The 16,350-nt window shown below is 72.9% G+C and carries 13 protein-coding genes; 6 read left to right on the top strand and 7 right to left on the bottom strand.

What is annotated here, in order from left to right:
• Nucleotides 1-128: 128 nt before the first annotated feature.
• Complete coding sequence (locus tag ACFVST_RS19550) at nucleotides 129-1,331, top strand: winged helix-turn-helix domain-containing protein (RefSeq protein WP_390153237.1); 1,203 nt, start codon at nucleotides 129-131, stop codon at nucleotides 1,329-1,331.
• Between the two features lie 110 nt (nucleotides 1,332-1,441).
• Here the strand turns inward: ACFVST_RS19550 and ACFVST_RS19545 are convergent, their stop codons facing one another.
• The 7 genes from ACFVST_RS19545 to mtnA all read right to left on the bottom strand — a co-directional run bounded on the left by ACFVST_RS19545 (nucleotide 1,442) and on the right by mtnA (nucleotide 10,174).
• On the bottom strand, nucleotides 1,442-2,197 hold the full coding sequence (locus ACFVST_RS19545; RefSeq protein ID WP_390153234.1) for a response regulator: 756 nt from the start codon (nucleotides 2,195-2,197) through the stop codon (nucleotides 1,442-1,444).
• A gap of 244 nt (nucleotides 2,198-2,441) precedes the next feature.
• Entirely contained in the window at nucleotides 2,442-3,131 is a 690-nt protein-coding gene (gene hpf / locus ACFVST_RS19540) for a ribosome hibernation-promoting factor, HPF/YfiA family (protein WP_390153232.1), read from the bottom strand.
• 326 nt (nucleotides 3,132-3,457) lie between these two features.
• Nucleotides 3,458-4,270, bottom strand: a complete 813-nt coding sequence (locus ACFVST_RS19535; protein ID WP_390153229.1) for a ComF family protein — start codon at nucleotides 4,268-4,270, stop codon at nucleotides 3,458-3,460.
• 177 nt (nucleotides 4,271-4,447) lie between these two features.
• Entirely contained in the window at nucleotides 4,448-6,202 is a 1,755-nt protein-coding gene (locus ACFVST_RS19530) for an LpqB family beta-propeller domain-containing protein (RefSeq protein ID WP_390153348.1), read from the bottom strand.
• Nucleotides 6,203-6,323: 121 nt separating this feature from the next.
• Nucleotides 6,324-8,381, bottom strand: a complete 2,058-nt coding sequence (mtrB, locus tag ACFVST_RS19525) for an MtrAB system histidine kinase MtrB (RefSeq protein ID WP_390153226.1) — start codon at nucleotides 8,379-8,381, stop codon at nucleotides 6,324-6,326.
• Between the two features lies 1 nt (nucleotide 8,382).
• The gene (gene mtrA / locus ACFVST_RS19520) at nucleotides 8,383-9,072 is read right to left on the bottom strand and encodes a two-component system response regulator MtrA (RefSeq protein WP_390153224.1); all 690 of its coding nucleotides are present in this window, start codon (nucleotides 9,070-9,072) and stop codon (nucleotides 8,383-8,385) included.
• Between the two features lie 4 nt (nucleotides 9,073-9,076).
• Nucleotides 9,077-10,174: an S-methyl-5-thioribose-1-phosphate isomerase gene (gene mtnA / locus ACFVST_RS19515; RefSeq protein ID WP_390153221.1), complete on the bottom strand. Its 1,098-nt coding sequence runs from the start codon at nucleotides 10,172-10,174 to the stop codon at nucleotides 9,077-9,079.
• 419 nt (nucleotides 10,175-10,593) lie between these two features.
• On the opposite strand from mtnA, the gene ACFVST_RS19510 reads away from it, so the two are divergent.
• The 5 genes from ACFVST_RS19510 to ACFVST_RS19490 are packed head-to-tail and all read left to right on the top strand — an operon-like array spanning nucleotide 10,594 to nucleotide 16,210.
• The gene (locus ACFVST_RS19510) at nucleotides 10,594-11,892 is read left to right on the top strand and encodes a hypothetical protein (protein WP_390153218.1); all 1,299 of its coding nucleotides are present in this window, start codon (nucleotides 10,594-10,596) and stop codon (nucleotides 11,890-11,892) included.
• 4 nt (nucleotides 11,893-11,896) lie between these two features.
• On the top strand, nucleotides 11,897-12,613 hold the full coding sequence (locus ACFVST_RS19505; protein ID WP_390153215.1) for a DUF4129 domain-containing protein: 717 nt from the start codon (nucleotides 11,897-11,899) through the stop codon (nucleotides 12,611-12,613).
• Complete coding sequence (locus ACFVST_RS19500) at nucleotides 12,610-13,851, top strand: DUF4350 domain-containing protein (protein ID WP_390153212.1); 1,242 nt, start codon at nucleotides 12,610-12,612, stop codon at nucleotides 13,849-13,851. Before ACFVST_RS19505 ends, ACFVST_RS19500 begins: the two co-directional genes overlap by 4 nt.
• A complete protein-coding gene (locus tag ACFVST_RS19495) occupies nucleotides 13,848-14,852 on the top strand; it encodes an AAA family ATPase (RefSeq protein ID WP_390153210.1) in 1,005 nt (334 codons plus the stop codon). The genes ACFVST_RS19500 and ACFVST_RS19495 overlap by 4 nt, the downstream gene beginning before the upstream one ends.
• A 47-nt stretch (nucleotides 14,853-14,899) precedes the next feature.
• The gene (locus tag ACFVST_RS19490; RefSeq protein ID WP_390153207.1) at nucleotides 14,900-16,210 is read left to right on the top strand and encodes a DUF58 domain-containing protein; all 1,311 of its coding nucleotides are present in this window, start codon (nucleotides 14,900-14,902) and stop codon (nucleotides 16,208-16,210) included.
• Nucleotides 16,211-16,350 lie beyond the last annotated feature (140 nt).

Here is a 16,350-nt window from a genome sequence, read left to right as displayed (position 1 = left end):
CTCCGGCCGGAAAACCCGCCCGTCCCCCACACCTAAGACACAGCGAGCGACGAATCGTCACGCACCGATCCCCACCGAATTTTCCCGGCGGCGGACCACTGTCAGTGGCGGCGCCTATCGTGCCAGTCATGCAGAGTCCGCACGCACCCGCCGTCGAGCTCACCGCCGACGAAGCCCGCCGCATCGCCCTGCGCGCCCAGGGCCTCCTCGGCGCACCCGACCGCCGGGCCGGAGTCCGCGGCGTCCTGCGCCACCTCGGCGCCGTGCAGCTCGACACCATCTCCGTCCTCGCCCGCTCCCACGAGCTGGTGCCCTACGCCCGCCTCGGCCCCGTCGGCCGCCGCACCGTCGAGAACGCCTACTGGACCCCGGCCGAGGGCGGCCCGCCCCACTCCTTCGAATACTGGTCGCACGCCGCCTGCATCCTCCCCATCGAGGAATGGCCGCACTTCGCCTTCCGCCGCCGCGCCTACCGCGCCCGCCCGCACTGGAACCACCACCTGCCCGACGGCGCCTACCAGCAGGTCCTGGCCCAGTTGCAGAGCGAGGGCCCGCTCACCGCGACAGAGCTGGGCGGCGCGAAGAACGGCGGCCCCTGGTGGGACTGGTCCGCCGCGAAGGTCGCCGTCGAACGAGCCCTGATGTACGGCGAAGTGGTCTGCACCACCCGCCGCGGCTGGAAACGCGTCTACGACCTGGCCGAACGCGCCATCCCCACCGGGCTGCTGCACGACGGGCTGGACGACCGGGAGTGCCTGCGGCGGCTGGTGGCACAGGCCGGGCGCGCACTCGGCGTCGGCACCCGCTCCGACATAGCCGACTACCACCGGCTGAAGGCCGAGCAGTTCGACACGGTGATCGCCGACAGCGGACTGGTCCCGGTCCACGTCGCCGGCTGGTCCCGCCCCGCCTGGGCGGACCCGGCCGCCCTGGAGACCGAGCCCCGCGGCCGGCACCGTACGACGCTGCTCTCCCCCTTCGACTCACTGGTGTGGGAACGGGCGCGCACCGAGCGGATCTTCGGCTTCACCCACCGTCTGGAGGCCTATGTGCCGCGGCCACGGCGGGTGCACGGCTACTTCGCCATGCCGGTCCTCACCGGGGGACGCCTCGTGGGGCGCGTCGACCCGGGACGGGACGGAACGACCCTGGTCGCACGGCAGGTGTCGATGGAGATCTGCGACGCCAAAGCGCTGCGCGGCGTGGCCGAGGCCCTGGTGACGGCCGCCGGCTGGGTCGGGTGCTCCGACGTCCGTATCGAGCGGGTCACCGGCGGGGAGGTGCGGGACCGACTGGCCACGGAACTCAAGACGGCACTGGCCCGCACCTGAGCGGGCGGAGCGGTGGGCGGAAGACAGAAGGCGGACCGGGCGGCGGACCCGCACGAGGGAGGGAGGCTCAGCGGAAGCGGTGCTTGAACCGGCCGACGCGGGGCGGCAGTTCAGCGGATTTCGAGGATCTTCTCCCGCATCGCGTAGACCACGGCCTCCATCCGGGAGTGGAGCTGAAGCTTCTCCAGGATGTTCCGCACATGGTTCTTCACCGTGTTCTCGCTGATGAAGAGCTCCTTGGCGATGTCCCGGTTGTTCATGCCGGTGGCGACCAGCTTCAGCACCTCCAGCTCACGGTCGGTGAGCCGCGGCGCCGGCACCAGCCGCCGCTCGTCGGTGCGCTGGATCATCGACTTGAACTCGGTGAGCAGCTTCGAAGCCATCGACGGACTGATCTGCGACTGCCCGTCGGCCACCGCACGGATCGCCGTCGCCACCTCGTCGGTGGAGATCTCCTTCAGCAGATAGCCCGTCGCGCCCGCCTTGATCGCGTCATACAGATCAGCTTCCTCATCGCTGATCGTCAACATCATGATCTTGGCGCTGGGGGCGACCTCCTTGATCGAGGTGCACGCCTCGATACCGCTGCGCTTGGGCATCCGGACATCCATCAGGATGATGTCGGGCAGCAGGTCCGCCGCCTTGTCGACCGCCTCCGAACCATCCCCGGCCTCACCGACGACCTCGATGTCCTCCTCGGCGGCAAGCACGATCTCCAGGCCCCGGCGGAAAAGAGCGTGATCGTCGACGACGAGGACCCGGATCGGCTCCGCCCGCCGCATCCCGCGGTCCGAGCCCATCCCGTCGAAACCGGTGTCGCCCTCCCCGGCGTCCTCGTCGTACATCGGACCGAAGCTGTCCGCCATCGTTCCTCCCCCTGAAGGCCGTGGCCCGTTGTCTCACTGCCGGGCGATCCCGCCCAACCCCGTTCAGCAGTACGGCGGTTGGGCTGGGCGACATGATTCCATGCCGGGCCGCGCGACAGTGCACACAAGCGATCCGGGAGCCGTCGTACACAGGTGCACAGGCGCCCCCAGAGGGACCAACACCCCCCGGGGGCCACCTGATCAAACTGGTCAACGACGGGGCGAGCGCCGCCGGTTCCCCGGCTCAGCCGCCGAGTGCCCCACCGGCTCCGTCACCGGGGCTTGCGACCATCGGGTCCGTGGTGAGGTGGATGACGCCGTAGTCATAGGCGTGCCGCCGGTACACGACGCTGGGTTCCTTCGTCTCCGAGTCGACGAAGAGATAGAAGTCGTGCCCCACCAACTCCATCTCGTAGAGCGCCTGGTCGAGCGTCATCGGGGCCGCGACATGCGTCTTCTCTCGCACCACCAGCGGGCCGTCGCCCTTGACCTCGATGGAACCGACCTTCTTGGTCGGGACGCCGTCGCTCTCCTCGTCCCGCGCGATGCTGCCGTCACCGTTGAGAACAGCGGCGTCGGGGACCCGCTCGGCGACCTCCGCGGCGGAGATCCTGCCGGTGCCCCGCCGGGTACGCCGCTTGTCGTGCTGCTTCCGCAGCCTTGCCTCAAGCTTCTCCGTCGCCAGGTCGAGCGCCGCATACGGATCGCTGGCGGCTGCCTCCGCCCGGATCACCGGGCCACGGGTGCGGAGCGTGATCTCCACCCGGCCGCAGCGGTCCGCCTGGCGAGGGTTCAGCTCCTTGGACACCTCCACGTCGACGCTGATCACCTTGCCATCAAGCTTCTGGATCTTCTCCAGCTTGAGCTTCTCGGCCACGTGCTTGCGGAACCGCTCGGGCACCTCGGTCTTGCGGCCCTTGACGACGATGTCCACGCAGAACTCCGTTCCCGGATCACTCCGCACGAGGCGGAGATCTCCCGATTGCACCAGGCCCCGGCCGGCGCCGGAACCTCGGACTCGGTGACGTCCACCTCCTTCTCCCCCGCGGGTGAGATCGCCACCCCTCCCAAGGGGGATGACAGGTGGAAAACACGGCCCGGAAACCCGCGGAAGGCATTCCGATATGCGAGGAGACGACCTCCGTCATTCCTCACAACCGAACATATCCCCAGTCGGCGGATGGCGTCACCCTCTTGTTCGGTGTACCTCCGTTCAAGTGAATTGAACCTCTCACCACCTGCAACGACGCAGGTTTCCCGTCAGTTCCGGTTTATTTCAAGGGAATCCGGTGGGGCAGCGATCACTGCCGCTCCTACCCCGGTCCCCGTTCCCTCTACACGTAATGCACGGGCCGCCTCCGCCAAAGTCGCCCCCGTCGTCATCAGGTCGTCGACGAGCACGATGCGCCCGGCGCCGGACAGCAACCGGCCGGCCCCCTCGGCCACCCCCAGCGCACCCGCCATATTGCGGCGGCGCTCCCGCGCGGACAGGCCCGACTGGTCCGCGACCGGCCGCCGCTGCCGCAGCACCGGCGCCACCCGCGCCGCGGTCCCCGACCGTCTCAACTCACCCGCCGCCGCGAAGGCCAGCCGGCGCGCAGCATCATGCCCACGGGCCCGGACGGCACGGGGGGTGGAGGGGAGGGGGACGAGGATCCAGGGGGCGGGGTGGGGCCCCTCCCCCTCCCCCCTCCCCTCCGCCCCATCCCCATCCCGCCACCCCAGTCCCTGCCGCTGCCCCTCCTGCCCCCGCTCCTGTCGTAGTAGGTCGTTCTCGCCGTGGTGGCAGCCGGCCCGGACTGCTGTGGCGAGTGCGGTGCCGAGTGGCCGGGCCAGGCCGAGGGCGCCGCGTTCCTTGTGGGCGAGGATGAGGGCTCGGACCTCGTCGCCGTAGGGTGCCGCGGCGTGTACCACGGGTATCCCCGGCGGTTCCGGGTGGGGCCGCGCCCGGTGTGGGCGGCCGCCCGTCAGGGCCGTTCGGCACTGTCCGCAGAGTGCTGTGCGGGGGATTCCGCAGCCGGCGCACTCGGCGGGGAGCATCAGGTCCATGAGGTCCTGCCACCAACCTCGCATGTCTTCACTCTGCCAAGGCGGGGGCGGGCGGGCCACCCCTGTGGACAGGGGCTGTGGACAAGGCTTGTGGACAGGGATTGTTGTGATGAATGGGGCTTGTGGACAAGGGGCTGTGAAGGGTGCGCCGCTGCCTATGCTGCTGCCGTGAGCGGGGTGACCGGTCGGGCCGCGGGCCGGTCAGCCGGGGTAGACGGGGGCGGTGCCCTTCTTGCGGACGGTCTGCCAGGGGGTGCCGGGTGGGAGGCGGACGATGCCGTCGTCGGAGTGGGCCACGAGGGGCAGCCGGTCGTCGTCGGACGCGGCGATCTGCTGGACGCCGGTGAGTCCGGGCAGGACGCCGCTGGCGGGGGCGGAGCCGTCGCACTGGACGAAGCGGATCTGCTGGACGCCGCCGGATTCCCGGCCGACGACGACGAGGCGGCTGCCGCCCGCCCAGGACATGGCGGTGACGTCTTCCATCTGCGGGGCGCCGGGCCGGAGTTGGGTGACGGTGACGACGGGGCCGCCGTCGGCGTCGCGGGTGCGGTGGACGCGGCCGATGCTGAGGGAGGTGCTGCCGTGGTCCTCGGTGAGGAGGGCGATGCGGACGCCGTCGGAGGCGATGCGGACGGCTTCGATGCGGGCGGGGTCGAGGCCGGGGGTGTCGACCCGGAGGGGCTGGTCGGTGTCGGGGTCGAGGAGGAGGAGGGCGGGTTTCCTGGGGTTGCGGTCGGCGACCCAGAGGTCGCCGCGGGCGTCCCAACTGGGCGCGGTGAGGCCGTCCTTCTCGGCTTTGGCTTTGCTGTGCAGGGCGGGTTCGCCGAGGGTGGCGCTGGTGGCGAGGTCGGTGATGTAGAGGGTGCGGCGGTCGAGGGAGATGCCGGCGGCGCGTTGTTCGTCGCGGGCGACGGCTATCGCGGAGAGGGGTTTGTCGCCGGTGCCGAGGGGGCCGGGGACGGGTTCTGCCTGGTCGTCGCTGCCGGTGGCGGGGAGTCGTACGGTGCGGTTCTTGTCGTCGAGGAAGTACTGGTGGCCGGGGCGGTCGGCGCTGTGGTGGGGGGCGACGGTCTCGGCGCGGTCCTTGCCGAGTTCGCAGAGGGAGGAGCCGTCGGAGCGCCGTAGTTGTACTTCGGCGATGCCGGTGGCGGTGAGGTCGCGGAGGGTGAAGACGATCTGGGCGGCCATGCGCAGGCACTGGGGCTGGGTGATGTGGTCGGCTTTGGTGTTGAGGGGGACGCGGAGCCGGTTCTCGTCGTCGGGGGCGATGGCGCGGGTTCCGGGGCGCAGGGCGGTGCCGGCGGGGAAGGCGCTGCGGACGGCGGGGTCGATCCAGCGGCTGGGTCCGGCGAGGAGGGAGCGGACGGTCTGGGTGACGGGGTCGAGGCGTTGGCGTACGTAGACGGGGTCGGCGACGAGGGGGGCTTGGGCGCCGGGTCCGGTGGAGTCGTCGCGGGCGAAGTAGTACTTGTCGACGGGGCGGTACATGCGTTGGAAGTCGGAGGTGCCGAGGACGGCGCTGCTCGGGGGGCGGTCGATGCGCCATTCCCGGTGGCCGTTGCGGGTCTGGAGGGTGAGGTGGACGGTTTCGCGGTAGCCGCCTTGGGCGGGGGCGTAGGCGTGTTGTTCGTCGACGGTGGCGATCTTGCGGCCGTTGAGGGTGTATTGGCGGCCTTCGGCGTCGTCGTAGCCGGAGCGGTCGGTGGTGCGTTGGAGGTTGGGGCCGTCGGTGAGGACGGTGGTGGAGAGTTCGGGGTGCCAGGTGTGGGCGGCGTCGGTGGTGAGGTAGCGGCGGGCCATTTCGAACTGGGGGTCGTCGCTGGTGAGGACTTCGAGGAAGCCCTGCATGATCTCTTCGGGTCCGGCGTTGTCGCGGGGCGGCATGGGGAAGACGCGGACTTGGGAGTCGGAGCGTTGGGAGGCTTCGACGCCGTGGACGTCGCCGCTGTCGGGCATGGAGGCGCAGCCGGCGAGGAGGAGTGCGGTGGAGCCGAGGAGGGCGCCGGTGCGGAGGTGCCGGGTCCGCCGGGGGTGGCGGGGGGTGGTGTGGTGGGGCGCCGGGTCGGTGGCGCGGGGTTCACCCACGGGTTCCCTCCGCGTTGTCCGCACCCGCTGGGGGTGCCGTGCTGTCGGTGCTGTGGGGTGCCGGGTCGCCGGGTGCGGGGCGGGCGATGACGCGGGCGCCGTTGCCGGGGAGGGCGGTGGGGTCTGCGGTGGGTGGTGCGGGGCGGGTGGTGCCGGTGAGGGCGGATGGTGCGGGTGTGTGGGGCGGTAGGGGGGTGGTGGCCGCGGGGGGTTGGGCGGGGACGGTGGCGAGGTTGCGGGTGGCGCCCTGGGGGGTGGGGTGTTTCGCGGCGCGTTTCTTGCGGCGTGAGTCGTCGGGTTCGAGGGGTATGGGGGAGCCGCGGAGGGGTTCGTCGGCGGTGCGGGGGAGGGTGAGGCGGAACTGGCTGCCGCCGCCGGCTTCGCCCCAGGCCTGGAGCCAGCCGCCGTGCAGCCGGGCGTCTTCGAGGGCGATGGAGAGGCCGAGGCCGGTGCCTCCGGTGGTGCGGGCGCGGGCGGGGTCGGCGCGCCAGAAGCGGCTGAAGACGCGGGTGGCTTCGCCGGGTTTGAGGCCGACGCCGTAGTCGCGTACGGCGACGGCGACGGCGCCGCCTGCTGCGGCGAGGCGGACGACGACGTCGTGGCCTTCGCCGTGTTCGACGGCGTTGACGACGAGGTTGCGCAGGACTCGTTCGACGCGGCGGGCGTCGGCTTCGGCGGCTATGGGCTGCTGGTCGCCGACGACGCGGATGCGGGTGCCTTTGCGTTCGGCGAGGGGTTCGGCGCCGCCGACGACGCGGCGTACGACGTCGCGGAGGTCTATGGGTTCGGCTTCGAGGGCGGCGGCGCCGGCGTCGAAGCGGCTGATCTCCAGGAGGTCGGCGAGGAGGGATTCGAAGCGGTCTATCTGGTCGGCGAGGAGTTCGGCGGAGCGTGCGGTGACGGGGTCGAAGTCTCCGCGTGCTTCGTGGATGACGTCGGCGGCCATACGGACGGTGGTGAGGGGCGTGCGGAGTTCGTGGGAGACGTCGGAGACGAAGCGGCGCTGCATCCGGGAGAGGTCTTCGAGTTGCTGGATCTTGAACTGGAGGTTCTGCGCCATCTTGTTGAAGGCTTCGCCGAGGCGGGCGATGTCGTCTTCGCCGGTGACCTTCATGCGTTCCTGGAGGCGGCCGGCGGAGAGTCGTTCGGCGATGCCGGCGGCCATGCGTACGGGGGTGACGACCTGGCGTACGACGAGCCAGGCGATGGCGCCGAGGAGGACGACGACGAAGAGGCCGGCGGTGGCGAGGGTCGTCTTGACGAGGTCGAGGGACTTCTCTTCCTGGGTGAGGGGGAAGAGGTAGTAGAGCTGGTAGGAGTCGCCGTTGATGCCGTTGAGCTGCTTGCCGATGACGAGGCCCGGTTCGGAGGCCTGGCCGTTGGTGTAGGTGATGCGGGTGTAGCTCTGGGAGGCGCCGGTGGTGCCGGAGACGCGGCTGCGGAGGGCTTCGGGGACGCTGGCGATGGGGTCGACGGCGTCGGGGGCGCGGGGGGCGCGGACGCTGGAGGTGTCGCCGTCGCCGCCGGGGGTGAGGGTGGCGACGTAGAAGGCGCTCTGGCCGCTGCTGGAGAGTTGGCCGACGAGGTCGTTGATCCAGGCGGCGGCGTTCTGTTCGGGGCGGCCGTCGGGGCTGTTGCCGCCTTGGTTGCCGGTGTTGGTGCTGGCGGTGTCGGCGGCGTCCTTGGCGGCGCGGAAGCCGCCTTCGGCCTGGCTCTGGCTGGCTTTGACCTTGGCGTCGAGGAGGCCGTGGGAGACCTGTCCGATGACGACGAAGCCGAGGAGGAGGACCACGGCGAAGGACATCAGGAGGGTGGTGGCGACGACTTTGAGTTGGATGTTGCGTCGCCAGAGGCGGAGGGCGGGCAGCAGGGGGCGGCGGATCCAGCGGGCGAACAGCCGCAGCACGGGGCTGCCCTGGACGCCGCCCTGGAGGAGGACGCCGTCGAGGAGGTGGGTGAGGCGTGGGCCCGGCGTCCTGAGACCGACCGGCCGCTCCGGGCGGGTTCCCGGCGTGCCGGGTGCCGGAGCGGCTCCGTCGTCCCTGGGCATGTCAGCTCGGTCCGGCCTTGTAGCCGACGCCGCGTACGGTCACCACGATCTCGGGTCGTTCGGGGTCTTTCTCGACTTTGGAGCGGAGGCGTTGGACGTGGACGTTGACGAGGCGGGTGTCGGCGGCGTGGCGGTAGCCCCAGACCTGTTCGAGGAGGACTTCGCGGGTGAAGACCTGCCAGGGTTTGCGGGCGAGGGCGACCAGGAGGTCGAATTCGAGGGGGGTGAGGGCGATGGGCTGGCCTTCGCGTTTGACGGAGTGGCCGGCGACGTCGATGACGAGGTCGCCGATGGCGAGCTGCTCGGGTGCGGGTTCTTCGGAGCGGCGCAGCCTCGCCCGGATGCGGGCGACCAGTTCCTTGGGTTTGAACGGTTTCACGATGTAGTCGTCGGCGCCTGATTCGAGGCCGACGACGACGTCCACGGTGTCGCTCTTGGCGGTGAGCATGACGATGGGCACGCCGGATTCGGCCCGGATGAGGCGGCATACCTCGATGCCGTCACGGCCGGGCAGCATCAGGTCCAGGAGGACCAGGTCCGGTTTGCTCTCGCGGAATGCGGCCAGCGCCTTGTCCCCGTCGGACACGAACGACGGCTCGAAACCCTCACCACGCAGCACAATCCCGAGCATCTCGGCCAGTGCGGTGTCGTCGTCGACGACAAGGACTCGTCCCTTCATGAACGCCATCATCCCATTAGCTAATCGTTACCTGGCGTGACCTGGCACACAGCTCGGCGAGCGCCGTCGCTGTCACGGGCGACACGGCGCCTTCTTCGGTGACGATCGCCGTCACCAACTCGGGTGGCGTCACGTCGAACGCCGGGTTGTACGCCTGAGTTCCCGGGGGTGCGACGGCGGCCGGTTCCGTTCCCGGTGCCGCCACCACGGCGGGGATTTCCGTCACTTCGCGGCCGGGGCGCTGCTCCACTTCGATGGACGGCCCGTCGGGGGTGTCCGGGTCGAGTGTGGTCACCGGTGCGACGACCACGAACGGCACATGGTGGTAGCGGGCGAGGACGGCCAGCGGGTAGCTGCCGATCTTGTTCGCGACGGAGCCGTCGGCGGCGATCCGGTCCGCGCCGATCAGCACCGCGTCGACCTCGCCGGCGGCGAACAGGGAACCGGCCGCGCTGTCGGTGAGCAGCCGGTACGGCATGGCGTGCCGGGCGGCCTCGTAGGCGGTGAGGCGGGCGCCCTGGAGCAGGGGGCGGGTCTCGTCGACCCAGAGGCGGGCGAGGCGGCCCGCGCGGTGGGCGGCGAGGGCGACGGCGAACGCGGTGCCTTCGCCGCCGGAGACCAGGGCGCCGGTGTTGCAGTGGGTGAGGATGCGGTGCGCGCCGGCGGGCAGCAGCTCGTCGAGGAGGGCCAGCCCGTGCCGGGCCATCCGGGCGCTGGCCTCGGCGTCCCGGGTGTGCAGGTCGCGGGCGGCGGCCAGCGCGGCGCGGGCGGCGGCGGAGGCGTCCGCTCCGGCAGCGAGGGCGCCGCGGTGCGCGGCCTGTGCGAGACGCACTCCGGACGCCAGGTTGACGGCGGTGGGCCGGGCCGCGGCGAGTGCGGCGGCCGCCTGGTCCACGTCATGGCCGCGGGCGGCGGCGAGCGCCACCCCGTAGGCGCCGGCGATCCCGAGGAGCGGCGCACCGCGCACCGCGAGACTGCGGATCGCGCCGACCAGGGCCTGCGGGTCGGCGCAGACCAACTCGGCTTCCTCGGCGGGCAGCCGCGTCTGGTCCAGCAGCACCACGACCGCCCCGGCCGGCCCCTCGGCCCCCTCGGCCCAGCGGATGGCCGGCACCCCTGCTGACTCCCGCGGGCCGTATGTGCCAGTGGCCGCGGGACCGGGACGACCAGCGAGGTCACCGAAGCCGCGGGGACCCGCGGCGCCCGATACGCCGGGACCGTCACCGGGGCCGCTACCGCCGGGACCGTCGGCCGCCCCCGTCGCCGCGGACGGCGCCCCGGCGGCCTCGTCCCCGGGGTCTCGCGGGACGGGCCCGGGGTCGGGGGGATGCGCTTGCTGATCAGCCATCTGCCCAGTCTGCCCCGTACCCGGCGTCCAGCAGAAGTTCAGCCGACGGCGAACCGGGCGAGGGTGCCCGGGGACCGGTTCGGGCACGGGTACGGGTCCGCCCGGTCGGTGCCGGCGGGCACCGTGGCACGATGGCTGCCAACCTGCCGCCGCGCCCGCGGGCGGGGCACTGTGAAGGAGCGACGATGAACGACACTCCGGGCTGGGCATCGCCCGGATCCGCCTCCTCCGACCCGGAGCAGCCGGGGGCCGCCGGCCAGGACGGGACCGCCGAGGTGCCGCCCCAGCAGGACGGCACACCGCCGAAGTGGTCCAAGGAGCAGCCGCCGCCCGCCCAGTGGACCGCGCCCGGCAGCGGCACCGGCGGCCCCACCCCGCCGCACTCCCCCACGGCCGGGTCCGGCCGGGGCGGCACCCCGCCACCCGGCGGCCCCGGCACGGGCGGCCCGGGAGGAGGCGCCGGGTGGGGCGGGCAGCACGGTCCGGGCTGGGGCTGGTCGGCGCAGCCACCGGCGGCGAAACCGGGCGTCATCCCGCTGCGCCCGCTCGGCGTCGGCGAGATCCTCGACGGCGCCGTCTCCACGATGCGCGCCTACTGGCGGACCGTGCTGGGCATCTCGCTGGCCGTGGCCGTCGTCACCGAGATCGGCGCGCTCTTCCTCCAGCGCTACGCCCTCGGCGACTCCACCGGCACCGACCCGCTGCTCGACCCCGGCGCCAGCAACGACGAGTTGATGTCGACGGTGCTGCTGAACCTGCTCGGCAGTGTGCTGGTGCTGCTGATCACGCTGCTGGGCACCGTCGTCGCCACCGCCCTGCTGACCTCGGTGACCAGCCGTGCCGTCCTCGGCCGCCCGGCCACCGTCGCCGAAGCCTGGCAGGAGGCGCGGCCGCAGTTGCTGCGGCTGCTCGGGCTGACGCTGCTGCTGCCGCTGCTGACGATGCTCCTCATCGGAGTGGGCGCCCTGCCCGGCATCCTGATGGCCGTCGCCGGCCCCCACGACCCGGGCGTCGCCCTGGCCGTACTCGGCGGGCTCGCCACCACGGTCGTCGCGGTGTGGCTGATGATCCGCTTCTCGCTGGCGTCCCCGGCGCTGATGCTGGAGCGGCAGACCGTGCTGAAGGCCCTCAGCCGCTCCACCAAACTGGTCCGCGGCTCCTGGTGGCGGGTGTTCGGCATCCAGCTGCTGGCCGGTCTCATCGCGTACATCGTGGCGGCGATCATCGTGGTGCCGTTCACCGTGATCGCCTCGGTGATCACCGGCGACGGCGTCGGCGGACTGCTCGGCAGCGGCGACCTCAACTGGACGTTCCTGGTGCTCACCGGCATCGGTTCGGTGATCGGCACCACCCTGACGCTGCCCATCAGCGCCGGTGTGACGGTGCTGCTCTACATCGACCAGCGCATCCGCCGCGAGGCCCTGGACCTGGAACTCGCCCGCGCCGCCGGCCTCCCGGACCCCGGCCCGACCGCGGGACGCTGACCGGGTGCGGGGCACGGGGGACGTGCTGCGGGCGGCGGGCGGTGACGGGGGCCCGCCGGTGCGCATCGGGCGGGAAGCGGCCCGGGAGGCGGCCCGCCGGGAACTGTCCGAGCAGCGCTACCACGAGCACGACCCCGGCCTGCTGCAACAACTCATGGACCACGTCTGGCGCTGGATCGGGGACCTGCTCGCCGGAGTCGCCGGCGCCACCCCCGGCGGCGCCCTCGGCCTGGTCGTGATCCTGCTGGCGGTGGCCGCGCTCGCCGCCGCCCTGTGGTGGCGGCTCGGCACCCCGCAGCGCCGCGCCACCACCGCCGAACCCCTCTTCGCCGATCAGCCGCGGACCGCCGCCCAGTACCGGGCCGCCGCCGAGGCCCACGCCGCCCAGCAGCACTGGAGCCTCGCCGTCCAGGACCGGATGCGGGCCGTGGTCCGCGCCCTGGAGGAACGCGCCCTGCTGGAACCCCGCGCCGGCCGCACCGCCGACGAAGCCGCCACCGAAGCCGCCCGCCCCCTGCCCGCCCTGCGCCCCCAACTACGCACCGCGGCCCGCGACTTCGACGACGTCACCTACGGCGGCCGCCCCGGTGACGCCACGGCCTACGCCCGCCTCACCGACCTGGACCAGGCCCTGGAGCGCGCCCGCCCCGTCCTCACCACGACCGCACCCGGCACCGGCGGCACCGGCTCAGGCGGACCGCCCCCGGAGCCCCGCCCATGACCGACACCCGCCCCGGCCCCACCGGCACCACCCCACCCGCCGACACCGCACCAGCCGCCAACACCCCGCGTACCGTCGCCACTTCGACGGCACCCGGCGCCCGGCGGATGTGGACCCGCAACCGCGGCCTCCTCCTGGCCGCCGTCCTGCTGCTGGCCACCGCCGTCACCATCGCCACCGTCCGCTCCGGCGACCAGCACGGCAGGCTCGACCCGCGGGCCGCCGACCCCCTCGGCTCCCGCGCCGTCGCCCAACTCCTCGCCGACCGCGGCGTATCCACCCGCACCGTCACCACCGCCGACGCCGCAGCCGCCGCCGCGGGCCCCGACACCACCCTCCTCGTCGCCGTCCCCGACCTGCTGACCCGGCACCAGCAGACCCAACTGCACACCGCCACCGCACAAGCCGGCGGCCGCACCGTCCTCATCGCCCCCGGCGAGAGGGCCACCGGCACCCTCGCCCCCGGCGTCGCCCTCGCCGACGGCCCCAGCACGACCACCACCCTCAGCCCCGGCTGCGACCTGCCCGCCGCCCGCCGCGCCGGCCCCGCGGACACCGGCGGGCGCCGCTACACCACCGCCCTCCCCGACGCCGACACCTGCTACCGCAGCGACGGGCCCGCCACCCTCGTCCGGCTGCCCGCCGCCACCGGCGACACCGTCCTCCTCGGCGCCCCCGACCTCCTCTACAACAGCCGCCTCGACCAGCAGGGCAACGCCTCCCTCGCGCTGCAACTCCTCGGCACCCGCCCCCACCTCGTCTGGTACCTCCCCTCCCTCACCGACTCCACCGCCACCGGCGGCAACCGCACCCTCCTCGACCTCATCCCCGGCGGCTGGCTCTGGGCCACCGCCCAACTCCTCATCGCCGTCCTGCTCACCGCCGCCTGGCGGGCCCGCCGCTTCGGCCCCCTCGTCCCCGAACGCCTCCCCGTCGCCGTACGGGCCTCCGAGACCGCCGAAGGCCGCGCCCGCCTCTACCGCAGACACCGCGCCCGCGACCGGGCCGCGACCGCACTGCGCACCGCCACCCGCGACCGGCTCGCCCCGCTCACCGGCACCCCCACCGCCCAGGCCCACACCCCCGAAGCACTCGTCCCCGCCCTCACCGCCCGCCTCGGCACCCCGGGCCCCGCCCTGCACACCCTCCTCTTCGGGCCGCCACCCAGCGACGACGCAGCCCTCATCGCCCTCGCCGACCAGCTCGACGCCCTCGAACGAGAGGTACGCCATCCATGATGGACCCCACCACTGACAACGCCCCCCTCACCAAGGTCGCCACCGACGACCCGGCGGCCGTCCGCGCCGGGCTCGAAGCACTCCGCACGGAGATCGCCAAAGCCGTCGTCGGCCAGGACCCCGCCGTCACCGGCCTGGTGGTGGCGCTGCTGTGCCGGGGCCATGTCCTCCTCGAAGGCGTCCCCGGCGTCGCCAAGACCCTCCTAGTGCGCGCCCTCGCCGCCTCCCTCGAACTCGGCACCAAGCGCGTCCAGTTCACCCCCGACCTGATGCCCGGCGACATCACCGGCTCCCTCGTCTACGACGCCCGCACCGCCGAGTTCTCCTTCCAGCCCGGCCCCGTCTTCACCCACCTGCTGCTCGCCGACGAGATCAACCGCACCCCGCCCAAAACCCAGTCCGCACTCCTGGAAGCCATGGAAGAACGCCAGGTCACCGTCGACGGCACCCCCCGCCCCCTCCCCGAACCGTTCCTCGTCGCCGCCACCCAGAACCCCGTCGAGTACGAAGGCACCTACCCCCTGCCCGAAGCCCAACTCGACCGCTTCCTCCTCAAGTTGACGGTGCCACTGCCCTCCCGGCAGGACGAGATCGACGTCCTCACCCGCCACAGCCAGGGCTTCGACCCGCGTGACCTCACCGCCGCCGGCATCCGGCCCGTCGCCGGCCCCGCCGCACTCGACGCCGCCCGCCGAGCCGTAGCCGCCACCACCGTCTCCACCGACATCACCGGCTATGTCGTCGACATCTGCCGCGCCACCCGCGAATCCCCCTCCCTCACCCTCGGCGTCTCCCCCCGCGGCGCCACCGCCCTCCTCTCCACCGCCCGCGCCTGGGCCTGGCTCACCGGCCGCGACTACGTCACCCCCGACGACGTCAAAGCCCTCGCCCTGCCCACCCTCCGGCACCGCGTCAGACTCCGGCCGGAAGCCGAAATGGAAGGCGTCACCGCCGACTCCGTCATCGAAGCGATCCTCAGCCAGGTCCCCGTACCCCGCTGACCCGCCCCACCCGAACCGGCACCCGGCACGAACGACAAGGACCGACCATGGCACTGACCGGACGCGCCGCCCTCCTCACGGCACTCGGCACCCTCCCGGTCGGCCTCCTCGACCCGAGCTGGACCGGCCTCCTCGCCGTCAACACCCCCATCGCCCTGGCCTGCGCCTGCGACGCCGCCCTCGCCGCCCCCGTCCGCCGCCTCACCCTCAGCCGCTCCGGCGACACCACCGCCCGCCCCGGCGAACCGGCCGACATCACCCTCACCGTCACCAACCCCACCCGCCGCCCCCTACGCGCCCGCCTCCGCGACGCCTGGCCGCCCAGCAGTTGGCAACCCGGCACCGAAACCGACGCCTCCCGCCACCGCCTCACCATCCCGCCCGGCGAACGCCGCCGCCTCACCACCCGCCTCCGCCCCACCCGCCGCGGCGACCGCACCGCCGACCGCGTCACCATCCGCTCCTACGGCCCCCTCGGCCTCTACGCCCGCCAAGGCACCCACCGCGTGCCATGGACGGTGCGCGTCCTGCCCCCGTTCCACAGCCGCCGCCACCTCCCGTCGAAACTCGCCCGCCTCCGCGAACTCGACGGCCGCACCAGCGTGTTGCTCCGCGGCGAAGGCACCGAATTCGACAGCCTCCGCGAGTACGTACCCGGCGACGACACCCGCTCCATCGACTGGCGGGCCACCGCCCGGCAGACCACCGTCGCCGTCCGCACCTGGCGCCCCGAACGCGACCGGCACATCCTGCTCGTCCTCGACACCGGCCGCACCGCCGCCGGCCGCGTCGGCGACGCACCCCGCCTCGACGCCGCCATGGACGCCGCCCTCCTCCTCGCCGCCCTCGCCTCCCGCGCCGGCGACCGCGTCGACCTGCTCGCCTACGACCGCCGCATCCGCGCCCTGGTCCAGGGCCGACCAGCCGCCGAACTCCTCCCCGCCCTGGTCACCGCCCTGTCCCCCCTGGACGCCGAACTCGTCGAAACCGACGCCCACGGCATGGCCGCCACCGCCCTCCGCACCGCCCCCCGCCGCTCCCTCATCGTCCTGCTCACCACCCTCGAAGCAGCCCCCGTCGAAGAGGGCCTGCTGCCGGTACTCCCCCAACTCACCCAGCGCCACACGGTCATCGCCGCCTCCGTCGCCGACCCGCACCTTGCCCGCATGTCCACCGGCCGCGGCACCATCGACGCCGTATACGGAGCCGCAGCCGCCGCCCAGGCCGCAACGGAACGCCGACAGACCGCAGAACGCCTCCGCCGCCACGGCGTCACCGTGGTCGACGCCCTCCCCGACGAACTGCCCCCCGCTCTCGCCGACGCCTACCTCGCCCTCAAAGCCGCCGGAAAGCTCTGAAGAAAACTCCGAAAAAAGGGCGGCGGGCCAAGGCAGCAAAAAACTCTGGAAATGCGAGAGGCCCCCGTGCAAGCACGGGGGCCTCTCATCAATGACTGTTCGGCGGCGTCCTACTCTCCCACAGGGTCCCCCCTGCAGTA

The sequence above is a fragment of the Streptomyces sp. NPDC058045 genome, from assembly GCF_042885635.1.
GTDB lineage: Bacteria > Actinomycetota > Actinomycetes > Streptomycetales > Streptomycetaceae > Streptomyces.
The sequence above is the reverse complement of the archived record's forward strand: the minus strand, read 5'-3'. Positions and strand labels throughout refer to the sequence as shown.